The 14,181-nt window shown below is 47.4% G+C and carries 13 protein-coding genes, 1 rRNA gene and 1 riboswitch; of the genes, 5 read left to right on the plus strand and 9 right to left on the minus strand.

The window, feature by feature from the left end:
• Positions 1 to 17: 17 nt before the first annotated feature.
• Positions 18 to 2,465 (plus strand): trimethylamine-N-oxide reductase 2, encoded by a 2,448-nt coding sequence (locus tag R7035_RS04525; RefSeq protein ID WP_256901227.1) that lies wholly within the window; start codon positions 18 to 20, stop codon positions 2,463 to 2,465.
• Positions 2,466 to 2,564: 99 nt separating this feature from the next.
• Here R7035_RS04525 and R7035_RS04530 read toward each other — a convergent pair whose 3' ends face one another.
• The 8 genes from R7035_RS04530 to thiD all read right to left on the minus strand — a co-directional run bounded on the left by R7035_RS04530 (position 2,565) and on the right by thiD (position 9,039).
• The gene (locus R7035_RS04530) at positions 2,565 to 3,260 is read right to left on the minus strand and encodes a phosphatase PAP2 family protein (protein WP_167415782.1); all 696 of its coding nucleotides are present in this window, start codon (positions 3,258 to 3,260) and stop codon (positions 2,565 to 2,567) included.
• A 182-nt stretch (positions 3,261 to 3,442) separates the two neighbouring features.
• Positions 3,443 to 4,057, minus strand: a complete 615-nt coding sequence (gene thiE / locus R7035_RS04535) for a thiamine phosphate synthase (RefSeq protein ID WP_167415781.1) — start codon at positions 4,055 to 4,057, stop codon at positions 3,443 to 3,445.
• A 61-nt stretch (positions 4,058 to 4,118) separates the two neighbouring features.
• Positions 4,119 to 4,910, minus strand: a complete 792-nt coding sequence (thiM, locus tag R7035_RS04540) for a hydroxyethylthiazole kinase (RefSeq protein ID WP_167415780.1) — start codon at positions 4,908 to 4,910, stop codon at positions 4,119 to 4,121.
• A gap of 12 nt (positions 4,911 to 4,922) precedes the next feature.
• Complete coding sequence (tenA, locus tag R7035_RS04545; protein ID WP_256901228.1) at positions 4,923 to 5,591, minus strand: thiaminase II; 669 nt, start codon at positions 5,589 to 5,591, stop codon at positions 4,923 to 4,925.
• A gap of 54 nt (positions 5,592 to 5,645) precedes the next feature.
• Complete coding sequence (locus R7035_RS04550) at positions 5,646 to 6,596, minus strand: ABC transporter substrate-binding protein (RefSeq protein ID WP_156144388.1); 951 nt, start codon at positions 6,594 to 6,596, stop codon at positions 5,646 to 5,648.
• Positions 6,597 to 6,643: 47 nt separating this feature from the next.
• A complete protein-coding gene (locus R7035_RS04555; protein ID WP_318145983.1) occupies positions 6,644 to 7,444 on the minus strand; it encodes an ABC transporter permease in 801 nt (266 codons plus the stop codon).
• Entirely contained in the window at positions 7,437 to 8,192 is a 756-nt protein-coding gene (locus tag R7035_RS04560; RefSeq protein WP_213965743.1) for an ABC transporter ATP-binding protein, read from the minus strand. Before R7035_RS04560 ends, R7035_RS04555 begins: the two co-directional genes overlap by 8 nt.
• The gene (gene thiD / locus R7035_RS04565) at positions 8,182 to 9,039 is read right to left on the minus strand and encodes a bifunctional hydroxymethylpyrimidine kinase/phosphomethylpyrimidine kinase (RefSeq protein WP_005383329.1); all 858 of its coding nucleotides are present in this window, start codon (positions 9,037 to 9,039) and stop codon (positions 8,182 to 8,184) included. Before thiD ends, R7035_RS04560 begins: the two co-directional genes overlap by 11 nt.
• A 97-nt stretch (positions 9,040 to 9,136) precedes the next feature.
• Positions 9,137 to 9,244: riboswitch (TPP riboswitch) on the minus strand.
• A gap of 311 nt (positions 9,245 to 9,555) precedes the next feature.
• On the opposite strand from thiD, the gene R7035_RS04570 reads away from it, so the two are divergent.
• Entirely contained in the window at positions 9,556 to 10,941 is a 1,386-nt protein-coding gene (locus R7035_RS04570; RefSeq protein ID WP_256901229.1) for a TldD/PmbA family protein, read from the plus strand.
• Positions 10,941 to 12,284 carry a TldD/PmbA family protein gene (locus R7035_RS04575; RefSeq protein ID WP_154204139.1) on the plus strand — a complete coding sequence of 448 codons (1,344 nt, stop codon included), beginning with the start codon at positions 10,941 to 10,943 and terminating at the stop codon, positions 12,282 to 12,284. The genes R7035_RS04570 and R7035_RS04575 overlap by 1 nt, the downstream gene beginning before the upstream one ends.
• A gap of 78 nt (positions 12,285 to 12,362) precedes the next feature.
• On the opposite strand, the gene trmY is transcribed toward R7035_RS04575, so the two are convergent.
• A complete protein-coding gene (gene trmY / locus R7035_RS04580; protein ID WP_017634347.1) occupies positions 12,363 to 12,962 on the minus strand; it encodes a tRNA (pseudouridine(54)-N(1))-methyltransferase TrmY in 600 nt (199 codons plus the stop codon).
• Positions 12,963 to 13,122: 160 nt separating this feature from the next.
• Here trmY and R7035_RS04585 point away from each other — a divergent pair, with 160 nt between their 5' ends.
• Positions 13,123 to 13,647, plus strand: coding sequence for a DUF3087 domain-containing protein (locus R7035_RS04585; protein ID WP_033907183.1), 525 nt, complete (start codon positions 13,123 to 13,125; stop codon positions 13,645 to 13,647).
• Between the two features lie 467 nt (positions 13,648 to 14,114).
• A 16S ribosomal RNA gene (locus R7035_RS04590) occupies positions 14,115 to 14,181 on the plus strand; the annotation flags it as partial.

Genomic DNA, 14,181 nt, shown 5'->3' on the forward strand with positions numbered 1-14,181 from the left:
AATAGAAGGATAAGATTATGACTAATATGACCCGTCGCGGATTTCTAAAAGGCACTGGTATGGCGGCTGGTGCAATGGCATTCACTTCATTTGCACCTATGTCTGTTGCGTCTTCAAACCAGCGTGGCAAGGGCATTTTGACAGCGGGCCGCATGGGCCCAATGCTGTGTGAAGTGCAAGACGGTAAGCTGGTTTCAACCACGAACGCATTGCCACAAACGGTACCAAACAGCCTACAAAGCACCGGTCCTGACCAAGTGCACACTAAAGCGCGTGTCAAGTACCCAATGGTTCGCAAAGGTTACTTGGCAAACCCATCAGCTCCCGAAGGAGTTCGTGGCAGCGATGAATTTGTACGGGTGTCTTGGGATGAAGCTTACAAGTTGATACACGAGCAGCACATGCGCATTCGTAAAGAATATGGCCCGGCTTCTGTGTTTGCTGGTTCTTACGGCTGGCGTTCAAGTGGCGTGCTGCACAAAGCACAAACCTTGCTGCAACGTTACATGAGCATGGCGGGTGGCTATTCAGGCCACTTGGGTGACTACTCAACGGGTGCTGCGCAGGTCATCATGCCGCACGTTGTGGGCTCTATCGAAGTGTACGAGCAACAAACCACGTACCCAGTGGTACTAGAGCACAGCGATGTGGTTGTGCTTTGGGGCTTAAACCCAATTAACACTCTAAAAATCGCGTGGAGCTCAACAGACTGTGCTGGTCTTGAGTTCTTCCATCAGTTGAAAAAATCAGGCAAGACGGTTATCGCTATTGACCCTATTCGTTCTGAAACCATCGAGTTCTTTGGTGAGAATGCGGAGTGGATTGCTCCTCACCCAATGACCGACGTGGCAATGATGATGGGTATCGCACACACCTTAGTGAAACAAGGTAAGCACGATAAAGCCTTCCTCGATAAATACACCGCAGGTTACGACAAGTTTAAAGCGTACCTGATGGGCGAAGAAGACGGCGTAGAAAAATCAGCAGAATGGGCATCACAAATCTGTGGCGTACCTGCGAAGCAACTTGAGCTACTGGCTGACATCTTCAGTAAAAACCGCACCATGCTGATGGCGGGTTGGGGCATGCAGCGCCAACAATACGGTGAGCAGCGTCACTGGATGCTGGTTACACTGGCAACGATGTTGGGTCAAATCGGTTTACCGGGCGGTGGTTTTGGTTTCTCTTACCACTACTCAAACGGTGGTAACCCTGCTCGTGATGCTGGCGTACTTCCTGCGATTTCGGCATCGCTGGGTGGCGGCTCTTCTGCGGGGAACGACTGGGCGGTGTCTGGCGCGGTGCAAAGCTTCCCTGTGGCGCGTATTGTCGAGGCGTTGGAAAACCCAGGTCAATCCTACCATCATAACGGTCATGAACTGACGTTCCCGGACATCAAGATGATTTGGTGGGCAGGTGGTGCGAACTTTACTCACCACCAAGACACCAACCGTCTGATCAAAGCGTGGCAAAAGCCTGAGCTGATCGTGATTTCAGAGCCTTACTGGACGGCGGCTGCGAAGCACGCGGACATTGTTCTGCCAATCACCACATCGTTCGAGCGTAACGACTTAACGATGACGGGTGACTACAGTAACCAACACTTGGTGCCAATGAAGCAAGTGGTTGAGCCGCAAGGTGAAGCGCGTAATGACTTCGATGTATTCGCGGACATGGCAGAGATGCTAGCTCCGGGTGGCCGTGACGTATACACCGAAGGCAAAACCGAAATGGAATGGCTGTACGGCTTCTACAAGGCGGCGCAACAAGGTGGCCGTGGCTCTCGCGTAGCAATGCCGAACTTCAGCAAGTTCTGGGAAGATAACCAACTGATCGAGATGAAGTGGAACGAGAAGAACGCACAGTTTGTTCGTTACGCAGATTTCCGTGAAGACCCGATCATGAATCCACTCGGTACACCAAGTGGTAAGATCGAAATCTTCTCGAAAACCATTGAAGGCTATCAGTTGGAAGACTGTCCTCCACATCCAACGTGGATGGCACCAACCGAGTACACGGGTACTGCGAAAGATGGCGAGTTGCAGCTAATGACCGCGCACGCAGCGCATCGTCTACACAGCCAATTCAACTACGCGAAGATTCGCGAAGAGTACGCAATTGCAAACCGTGAACCTATTTGGATTCACCCTGAAGATGCGAAAGCGCGTGGTATTAAAACGGGCGATCTAGTTCGTGCGTTTAACAACCGTGGCCAAGTATTGGTTGGTGCAGAAGTGACTGACCGAATCAAGCAAGGTTCAGTGTGTATTCATGAAGGCGGTTGGCCGGATTTGGATCCTAAAACCGGCATTTGTAAGAACGGCGGTTGTAACGTGTTAACGTTGGATATTCCGACCTCTCGACTTGCAAACGGCTGTGCGGCGAACTCGGCACTGGTTCGTATTGAAAAATACACTGGCCCAGAATTAGAACTAACAGCGTTTGAACCACCAAGAAATGGCTAGAAAAAAGTAGCGATTGAAAGCAAGAAGCCAGCGAATCGCTGGCTTCTTTTTATCTAGTCATCGTTCACATTAGCGCGAAGCGAGAGAAACAAACGGCATCTATTTCTTAATCTGAAATGTCGGGAGTAAAGTAAATACAATCGCGACAAACAAGACCGAGCCTATTAAATCTTCAGGGCGATGCATGCCCAGCCATAAGCGGCTATATGCGACGCTCATTCCCCACATCCACAATGACAGTGCAGAGATATAGCACTTGTTCTGTAAGAACAAACCACCAAAGAAAGCCAAACAAATCGAAACGAAAATCGTATGGCCGGATGGGAAAGAATAGTCTTTCTCGCCTTGCCAATGGCGCGTTCGCCAATCACTGACGTGTTCAGAAATCTGGTTAATTACGTTGGCTTGCTGCTTTGTATCCAACTGATAAAACGCTTCTGGGTGCTCAATCAATTGCTCTGCAGCAAGCAGTTCGGCGTAGGGACGCGGGCTTTCTGTCATCAGTTTTAGCCCCGTTTTGCTGGCAAAACCAATCACCAGTAACAACCCTAACATTGAGAGTTTTTGTATCCACTCAATGCGACTTGGTTTAAAGCGAAATAAAGAAAGCAGTAGCAGTGTTAACGTAATTAAAAAACCTTTGCTACCAGCAGAATCTGTGAGCAAAGTAAAAGTAATACCCAGACTTTCAGGCACCTGTGAAGTGAGATTGTGATAAGAGCCAAACAGCGACATTGGGATGATGCCAAGAACAAACAAGGCGAGCATCATCAATCCATATTTTTTGGTTTTCATTGAGAGCGTTTTGTTTTTATTGAGGGTTATTCAACCACGTGAAAATAATGGGCTTATCTTACGTTATCTGGCGTGAAAAACTTATCAACGCTCTGTCAATTTGACGAGAGAATGAAGGTTGAGTGATGAATTGATGACACTTATCCGGAGGGTAAAGGCGCTCATCCTTAAGCGCTGGGGTCTTAATCCATCAGAGAAAGTAAGTATTCTGCTGCTTTGGTTGGGTTTTCTGCATGACAAATGGCAGAAACCAAAGCCAAACCATGTACACCTGTCGCACTCAGGGCAGGAATGTTGGTTTCGTTAATGCCGCCAATGGCAACAATCGGCAGTGAAGTCGTCTCTAACGCCATTTTCAAACCATCAATACCCCAATGTTTTTTGGTGTTGGTTTTGGTTGGCGTCGCGAAGATTGCGCTCAAACCGATGTAATCAATTGGAAGAGAATCCGCTTGTGCAAGCTGCTCTTCATTTTCGATGGATAAGCCGAGGATTTTGTTTGGTCCAATCAACTCACGAGCGATATTTGCTGGCATGTCTGATTGCCCGAGGTGAACCCCATCAGCATCGACAGCCAGTGCGACATCAACGCGGTCATTGATGATCAAGGGCACATCGGTATCTTTAAGGATGTCTTTGACGGCTTGAGCACGTTCGATAAACGCACGCACATCGCCGTGTTTTTCGCGGACTTGTACCATGGTCACGCCACCTTCCACGGCTTTTCTCACAACACGCTTTAGTGTGGCTAAATCTTGTTGGTCATCGGTGACCAAATATAAACGATAGGCGTTCATTTTGTTTCCTTTGGGCCTCTCATCTAGATGGAATGAGAGGCTGGTATTTGTAGAGAAAAGCTTAGCTCACGTGTAGTTTTAGGCGTTTTGCCAGCGTTTCTTCATCCAGCTGGTAAAGCTCATCCAGCAGGTTCATTTGTAGGCTACCTGGGCCGCGAGCTTGTTCCGCGGCAATCTCGCCAACAACGCCCAGTACCGCCGCTGCAGCAAGGCCGGTATCATCACCAACAGCAGCAAAAGCGCCTGTTAGAGCCGTTAGTGTACAACCCATTCCGGTTACGTATGGCATCATCTCGTGACCGTTGTTTAGCTGCACGGTTTGCCCTTTCGTGACGATGTAATCAGTCTCGCCAGAAATCACTACGCTCGCGCCGTACTCTAAGACTAAGAAGTTCGCTGCGCCAAGTGCTGCGTCGCTGCTGTCTAACGCATCGACGCCTTTGCTTTGTGCTTGCTCGCCAGCGAGTGCAATGATTTCTGAGGCGTTACCACGAATGATCAGCTTGTTTGCAAGGCGTGCGATCTCACGTGATGTCTCGGTACGTAGTGAGCTTGCTCCGCAACCGACAGGGTCGAGTACAACGATTTTACCATTGGAATTGGCTTGCTCTACGGCATAGCTCATGCGCGGTGTCCAAACGCTGTCTAGGGTACCGATGTTGATAACCAGTGCGCCAGCGAACGACATCATCTCTGCCATCTCTTGTTTGGAGTGCGCCATGATTGGAGAAGCGCCGATCGCTAATAGTGCGTTTGCTGTGTTATTCATCACCACGTAGTTAGTGATGTTGACGACTAACGGCTTTTGCTGGCGTACTGCGGTTAATGCTTGGGTGATTTGTTCAATTAACATGAGACTCTCCGATTAATCTTGCTGAGCGTTTAGACCTTGTTGCCAGAATGCCACTTCCATACGCGTTGCAGTTTTGAATACCTGAATCAGGTTTTGACCACGCTGACTATTGATATCGATTTCCGCCAATAACTGATTAAAGTGTTCTGCACCTTTTGCGACACCAGATTGGAATTCCTCACCACCGTAGAGGTTGATCCAACTTGCATATGGGTTGCCTTCGATTACTGTCTTTTCAACTTCAATCAGCATCTTACCGATTACGGCATAACCGATGGAGCATGGCGCTAGTGCCGCGTATAGATCAACAAGATCGCCCGTCATGCCAGCATCCAATACGTAGCGGGTGTAAGCCACAGTGCCGAAATCTTCTGGCTCGTTTTCTAGGTCGGATTCCGTCAGCCCCCATTGCTCACAGTAAGTCACGTGATGGGCGATTTCAGAATCGAGCAATGCATGTACGCTTGGGAGCGCGCGGCGCATGTCATCCAAAGTACGCGCTTTGTAGATCGCTAATGCGTAAGCTCGTGCGTACTGTTTTAGGAAAAGAAAATCCTGCTTTAGGTAATGCAGAAAACAAGGCTGAGCCAGAGTGCCCTGCGCCAATTGCTGCACGAAAGCATGCTCGGTGTATTCTTGCCAATCTTGGCGGCAAGCGTCGATCAAATCTTGGTATTTCATTATGGGTATCTCGTTATCAAAAGACCCTAGGCTTAGATCCTAAGGTCAGTAGAATTAGTCAAAATTCGGTACGTAATCTTTCGCTTTTGGCAGTGTTTCGATGATTTTTTGTGAATACATAAACTCGGCGTAATCATCGTAGCGTTTCAGATCTACTGCAGATGGACGAAGAGCGAAACGAATTAGTGTGTCGTTCCAAGCGCGTTGGTTAAGCTCGTTGTTGAGTGTGTCTGGTGAATAAGCCACAAACTCTTTCCACGACTCTTTTGGATGGTTAACGATGTAAGTGGTCGCTTGCTCTAGTGCTTTGTTGAATGCCTTGATGGCTTCTTTGTCGTAGGTTTTTGCATTGGCTACGAAGACTAACTCGTCATACGCTGGTACTCCGTGTTCTTCAGGGAAGAAGGCTTTAGCTTTATAACCTTCTAGTGCCAGTTGGTTGGTTTCGAAGTTACGTAGACCGCCCCAAATCGCATCCACTTTGCCAGACGCAAGAGACGAAGACAGCGCCCAACCTACGTTGATGATTTGTACGTCAGAAAACTTCACATTCTCTTGCGCAAGCATGGTGCCGATTGTCGCTTCTTCGTTGCCGGCGATCGCAATACCGATCTTCTTGCCTTTTAAGTCGCCAAGGTTTTCATTCTTACCGTTGTCCAACACCATCAGCGTGTTGAGTGGCGTAGCAATCAAAGTCGCAGAGCGGATTAGTGGCAAACCAGCCGCGACATCGATGGTCAGGCTTGGTTGGTAAGAGATCGCCATGTCGACTTTACCCGCCGCGACCAACTTAGGTGGTGTGCTTGGATCAGCAGGCTCTTGAATGTTGACCTTCAAACCTTGTTCTTTGAAGTAACCACGCTCTTTGGCAATCACGATAGGACCATGATTTGGGTTGACGAACCAATCCAACATCAGTGTCATCTCTTTTTCTGCTGCAAGCACATTGGTTGATACCACTGAAGCGAGTAGAGCAGCAGCGCTCATAAGTTTGTTTTTATTCACGGGGTTCTTCCTTTTCTTTCCCAATTTTCTTTGGTTATTTTCTGTAATTATTTGCTTTCCCAAGGGATGGCTTTTTTCAATAATTTATCGGTGATGAAGTAGAGTGAGATAGACAGCACGGCTAGGATAAACAGCGCCGCAAACATCTCATCAATGATCATGCGAGCATTAGCTTGGAGCATCAGATAACCCAAGCCTTCACTTGAACCTACCCACTCACCGACCACTGCTCCAATCGGCGCAATAACGACGGCAACACGAATGCCTGAGGCTAAAGTTGGTAGGGCGGCTGGCAATTGAATATGACGAAGTAACTGCCATTTAGACGCGCCCATGGTCTTGGCAAGGTCGAGGTAACCTGTTGGTGTATTACGTAAGCCGTCGTAGCAACATGTGGTGACGGGGAAAAAGATGATGATCGCCGCCATGACGACTTTCGATGCAATGCCGTAACCCAGCCAAAGCATGAGTACTGGCGCGATGGCGAACACAGGGATCGCTTGGCTAGCAATCAGAATGGGCAGTAACCAACGCTTCAGCGGTTCGAACATCAGCATTTGCAATGCGAACAGCAAACCCATTGATAATCCAAGCGCCGAACCAAGTAAAATCTCTTGCGCGGTAACCCAAGTATGTTTGAGCAAGACATCGTAACGAGTGACCAATCTATCCAGCACTTCAATTGGTGAAGGTAAGATGAAGCTTGGCATGTCGAATACCACAACAACCAACTGCCACAATCCCAAGATCACCGCTGTGCTAATGACCAAGCGCAGAGCCGGATGGGTCACGCGTTCTTTTTTACTAATGCGTGCCGAAACGGAGTTGTACTGAGTCATATCACTCATAGTCTTTCTCCAGTTGATCCAAAATCGCTTGTTGTAACGCCGCGCACTCTCCATCGAGAACTCGGGGCGGCTTGGAGTCTGGAACGACCAAGTGCTGAGCTTGCGCAGGTGTGCCTTGCAACACATAGAGTTGGTGAGCTAATCGCACCGCTTCTTGTGGGTCGTGGGTAATCAGAACAACCGTCTTATCTTTCAGCAATTCGGCAGACAAGGTTTGCAACTTATGACGAGTAACCGCGTCCAGTGCAGAGAAAGGCTCATCCATCAGAACTAGAGGCTTGTCTTGCATCAGAGTGCGAGCAAGGGCAACACGTTGTCTCATGCCGCCAGAGAGCTGAGCTGGCTTAGCATCCGCGTAATCGGCGAGTCCCACTTGGCTTAGTAAAGTCAGTGCACGTTGTCTATTTTGCTCTGGTGCTTGCTCTTGAGAAAATCGAGAACTGAGGCAGACGTTGTCTAACACATTCAACCACGGTAGCAATAAATCCTGCTGAGCCATGTAAGCGATACGGTCATGCAGTGTAGCGCCATCCGTTGTGATGAGTTCGCCATGCCAGTCAACTTGGTCATCCAGCAGGCCAGCTAAGTAACGCAATATTGTGGTTTTCCCGCAGCCACTTCGTCCGAGTAATACCGTCCATTTACCGACGGGAATGGTCATGTTCATTCCTGCTAAAGTCGGTGTTTGGCTATCTTTGTATCGCAGACTAGCATCGGAAAGCTGAATGCCAATCGCGTTAGCGAACATAAGTATGACCCGCAAAAAAGTGGTTCACAGGGCCATGGCCTTTACCTACATCCAATTCATCAGCGTGTGCGATAGCTTGGCTGATGTACTGCTTACCCAGGTGCACCGCTTTGTGTAGGTTGTTGCCTTGGCCAAGATAAGACGCAATGGCGGAAGAAAGTGTACAGCCTGTGCCATGAGTGTTTTTGGTTGGAAATCGCTTGGCGCTAATTAACTCGGCACTGTCTTGCATGATAAGCAGATCGTTGCTGTTTTCATTTTCTTCAAGGTGACCGCCTTTGAGCAGAATAGCTTTGGCGCCAAGCGCACGAAGGTCGGTAATCATATCGTTCATTTCAGATTCTGATTGAGGCATTGGCTTACCCGTCAATGCTGCGCCTTCGGGTAGGTTAGGGGTAATGATGTCTGCGAGCGGAATCAATTCTTCTTTTAAAGTGCTGATTGCCGACTGTTCCAGTAATAGATCGCCGCTGGTGGCCACCATCACAGGGTCAATCACGAGGTGTTTTGGCTGGTATTGTTTAATTTTGTCTGCAACGACTTTGATGATGTTGGAATCTGCCAGCATGCCCACTTTGACTGCAACGATGTTGAGGTCGGTAAATACTGCATCAAGTTGGCTCTCTACATGGTCGAGAGGAATGGGGAAAATCGCAGAAACGCCTTGGGTATTTTGCGAAGTAATCGCCGTGATTACCGAGCAAGCAAAACTGCCGGTTGCGGACATCGCTTTGATGTCGGCTTGAATACCTGCACCGCCACCACTGTCTGAGCCCGCGATGGTCAATACGATAGGGGTAGGCAAGGCTGGCGTGTGATGTGAATGAGGTTGTGATTGCTGCGTCATGGTCGCTCCTACTACAAGACGTATAGGAACTGACTTTGACCGTTGCAGATAGATCGATTTTTCGATCGCTATCGCTTACCTAAGAGGGGCGACGAAAGGCAAAGTGTGCATAGTTCCCTACGTCAGTGCTAACTGAATCAGGTTCAACGGGTCTCGAATTTCGATCTCAGCCAACACTTGTCGTGTGGCCCCCCGACTATTTCGTTCGGATGATAGCAGGACCATTGCGGAAGGGATACGTTTTTTGAGCGTAACTATAATGAGTATTCAATTATGCGAGGTGAGTGATAAAGTAAGCACCTAAATGGTTAGCTGGGTGGAATTTACTAGTGCAACGCTCTGGTGAATGAGCAGAACCTGGAATATTTAATAAATAATCGTGGTCTCGTTAAGCAAGGATTAGCACAAAACAAGGTTAAAAAACTGTTAAAATTTAACGTGTTGCCAATTTAACTTTGTTGAACTTTTTCACAGTTAATTAGGAAGGCTAAGACGATCATCGAGCAAGGAGACTTCATGCTTAATTCTGTAACAGCGAAGTCAGTGATCGATCATGCGCTCTTTTTGGGGGCTGATTTCGCTGAACTATTCGTTGAACATCACCAAACCAACACTGTCCAGATCGCATCTGGTGAAGTGGATAAGGTTAACTCGGGTATCGATTTTGGTATCGGTATTCGTCTTTTTTTCGGTCATAAGGTGCTTTACGGTTACACCAACAGCACAGATGAAGCCGAACTAAAGCGCGTAACCTCGCTGCTTGCTGCAAAAGACAAGCGTGAGCAAATCGCGTCAGCGGGTTCTTTGAATTTGAACCGCTACCCAATCCAACATGGTTGCCGCATGCCGCTAGGTAAGGATGCTAACCTAGATTCAAAAATCGCGTTTCTATTGAAAGTTGACCAAGCCGCACGTGCTGAGAGTGAACATATCAGCCAGTTTATTGGCAGCGTTCTTCAGCGCGAGCAACAAGTGTCTATCTTCAACTCAGAAGGTCTATACGTTGACGATACTCGCCACTACATTCGTGTTGCTGGTAACACTGTCGCGCAAAAAGGTAATGAGCAGTCTTCTGGTATGGAAGGTCCTGGCGCTCTTGCTGGTTGGGAATTCAGTGAACAGCTTGATGCCAAAGAGCTAGGTCAAACTATCGCGCAGCAAGCGTTAGTAAAACTTGGCGCGGATGCTTGTCCATCGGGTGAAATGCCGGTGGTGATTGGTAACGGCTTTGGCGGCGTTATCTTCCATGAAGCATGTGGTCACTTGCTAGAAACCACTTCAGTTGCGAAGAAAGCATCAGTCTTCCACGACAAGATGGGCGAAATGGTTGCTCACACCGCAGTGAATGCAGTCGATGATGGCACCATGACCAACGAATGGGGCTCGATTCACATTGATGATGAAGGTATGAAGACTCAGCGCACTCAACTGATCAAAGACGGTAAGCTAACCAGCTTCATGGTCGATAAAATGGGTGGCATGAAGACAGGTTATGAGCCTACGGGTTCTGGTCGTCGTCAAAACTACAAGTTCGCACCAACCTCGCGCATGCGTAACACCTTTATCGAAGAGGGCGAGCATTCACTTAATGACATGCTGGCAGGCATCGAACGTGGTATCTATGCGAAGAAGATGGGCGGTGGCTCTGTTCAACCGGGTACGGGGGAGTTTAACTTTGCTGTTCGTGAAGCCTACCTCATTGAAAATGGCAAAATCACCAAGCCTCTGAAAACAGCAACGCTGATCAGCACGGGTCCAAAAGTGTTGAAAGAAATCAGCATGGTCGGCAAAGACATGGCGCTTGCGCCGGGCATGTGTGGTTCCGTGAGTGGTTCAGTACCAACAACTGTCGGTCAGCCAACGCTGAAAGTAGATAACATTCTGGTAGGAGGCGGTAACTAATGAGCCAAGAACAACAACTTCTTAATGCGGTTGATTACGTCCTATCAGAAGCAAAACGCCAAGGTGCAGAAGCGGACGTCATTGTAAACCGTAACAGTAGCTTTTCTTTGAAAGCGAACCAAGGAAAGCTGGATGAGTACAAAGTAAGCTCAAGCCAAGTTCTGGGTGTTCGTGTTGTGAAAGATGCGCGTGTTGCAACAAGCTATTCTGAGTCGTTAGAGCAACCAAGCTTGGATTTAATGCTAACTAATGCGCTGCAAAGTGCTCGCTTTTCCAAGCAAGATGAACATCAGACTATTAGTTGCGTTAACAGCCAAATCACGACTGATGTTGCTGAGATTGTGCAAGAAGATACCACTTCTGTTGATGAAAAAATTGAACTGTCTCTCGCACTTGAGCAAGGCGTAGTGGCTCTGCCTCACGCTTCTAGCGCACCTTACAATGGTTACAGCGATGGCGAAACACAACTGATCATTGCCAATACTCAAGGCACATTGTGTCAACACTTCGAGCGCTCGTTCACTTGTTACGCGTATACCTTGTTTGAAAAAGACGGCAAACAGTCAATGGCGGGTAGAATGTCACTGGGTCGCCGTTTTGATGAGTTGAATCCAGCTTACTGTATAGAAGGTGGCTACAACCTTGCTCGTGATCTTCTGGAAGGCGCTCCGGTTGCGACAGGTAACTACCCTGCTATTTTCCACATCAATGCGTTAGCAAGTTTATTCGGTGCTTTCGGCAGTGCTTTCTCTGGCGTAAGCGCGATGAAAGGCATTACGCCACTGGGTGACAAGCTTGGTCAACGTGTTGCGAGTGATTTAATTACCTTTACTGATACGGCTTACATGCCAAATGGTATGGCAATCGCGAGTTTTGATAGTGAAGGCTTCGCTACTCAAGATAATGTCATGATTGCTAATGGTGAGTTGAAAACCTTGCTACACAACAGCCAGACCGCAAGTTACTTGGGCGCAGTCTCGACAGCAAGTGCCGCTCGCGGTGCAAAATCGAGCCTAGACGTATCAGCGAATCACAAAGTGATTGCGACAGGCAACAGCAGTGCATCAGAAGTAAAAGCGGGAGAGTACCTAGAGTTAGTCGAGCTTCAAGGTGTCCATTCTGGTGCGGATGCAGTGAGTGGTGATTTCTCATTTGGGGCGAGTGGCTTCTTGTGCCGTGATGGTGAGCGCATTCAACCAGTTCGTGGGATCACGGTAGCGGGTAACTTCTACAAGATGCTGCAAGAAGTTGAGGCAGTGGGTGATACTCAGTTAATTAACGATAGCCGAACTTTCTTCTCGCCAGACGTTCGTTTTGCTCGTTTGAGCATTGGTGGTAAGTAAACTTAGCATCCCTATAGAAACAAAAAAGAGGACTCAATGGAGTCCTCTTTCATTACCTAGCAACGTGTGCGCGAATAACTAGAATTCGCGTATGTCCAACTCATTGTGGATCAATACCACACACTGAGAAGCGAAAAGCATCTTAGGACCTAAGCTGATCTTCTCTGTGCCAAGGCGCTTTAAGCTGTTAAAAGACTTTTTCGGCATCGGTATATGGTCAGTTAGCAAGAAACATGGATTTTCACCAATTTCTGCATCACGAACAAATTCGCCTTTCTTATCCAACATATATAGTTGGTGATCTTCTGCCAGCTCTTGTACTAGGCGTTCAAAGCTCACTGTACGAACGGTAATACCAGGTTCGACTTCACGAAGTTGCTCTTTGCCCATACCAACCGAAGCATCCAAAGCGCGAGCCACTGCTGCAATCAAGGTTGACTCATGGAAGCCGCCAATGTTGGTGATGTCGTTAGAGCGAATAGTAATGGTGCGTGAGAAATCTTTTGTGCTTTCTAAAACCAAGTGAACAACCACATCTTCACGGTGTGATTGAGCAACGAACATCGTGTTCATCATGGTATGAGCAAGAATCTCTGTATGCGCTTCATTACCAACACCTTCTAACAGTGCTTTGCTGGTGGTTGGCGCCGCGCGAGCTCGTAAAACAAAAGAGCGCATGAATTTAGCCTCTATATAGGAAGAGTGAATGCGCGGAAGTATATACCCAAGCAGGGAAGGGATGCGAGTTTAATAGCAAATGTGAACTTACTTACAAAGCTTCGATTGTGGAGCTGGGTGTGCTGGTTAGAATAGGAGGCAACCCTGTTAGGAGTGGTATATGGAAATCAAACAGATAAATAAAGACATTTATAAAAAGAAAGTAAACCTTGTGATTGGCGGTTTTGTTGCGTTGCTCGCCATCTCCTCTCTTGCCTTTAGTACCTTGTTGATTGTTTTGTTTGGCAACACTGAAGTCGTACCAGAACAATCAACGGGCAATTTCCATTGGAATTTGATTGGTGTCGTTCTCGCAGTTGCAACTTCCCTCTCTTTATTGAATCAAATTAAAACTCGACCATACATGGAAGAAGTGCTGTACGTTTGGAAACTCAAGCAGCTGCACAACAAGATCTTTCGTAAACTAAAAAGCATTAAAGCAGCCGCGAACAATGGCGATGTAAAAGCGCTGACGATCCTTAAGTTCTACTATACGACTCAAAGTCAGGTGTTTGAGCTAGACAACAACACACTGACGATGAGCAGTGTAAATAAAGAATTGGAGGCTATCGAGCAAATCGAAGCGGCGCAATCAATGAGTCTCGATATCACAGGCTTTGAAGAGTCTTGGCTAGACACATATTGATTGCCTATTTGCTACTTGAAGTTAACAACTGAGTGCTAAAATTAAGCGTTTGAGTGAGATTTAATCATTCGACGCTTTTTTTTGATTTTTTTTCTGAAAAGGGGTTGCCAAGAAAAATCATCTCCCTATAATGCGCCTCCGTTGTCAGGGCAAAGCGGAAACGCAAAAGCGGTTGGCAAGAAGGCGAAAGAAAACTTCTAAAAATTAATTTAAAAAAGTGTTTGACACTGAAAATTAATTCCTTAGAATAAGCCTCCGCTTCGATAGCAAAGCTTACGAAGCAAGCTCTTTAACAATATAGACCTATCAATCTGTGTGGGCACTCGTTGATGATAATCCAAATAGTTTCTTCGGAAACAATTTAGGTTTCAATGAAACGAAGTGACCATTGAATCTTCGGATTCAGCACAGTCAATTCAAACATTACTTATGTAATGTTCAGTATTCATTGAGCCGAACAAAATCTTAAATTGAAGAGTTTGATCATGGCTCAGATTGAACGCTGGCGGCAGGCCTAACACATGCAAGTCGAGC

This window comes from Vibrio sp. 1731 (assembly GCF_033339955.1).
Lineage (GTDB): Bacteria > Pseudomonadota > Gammaproteobacteria > Enterobacterales > Vibrionaceae > Vibrio > Vibrio alginolyticus.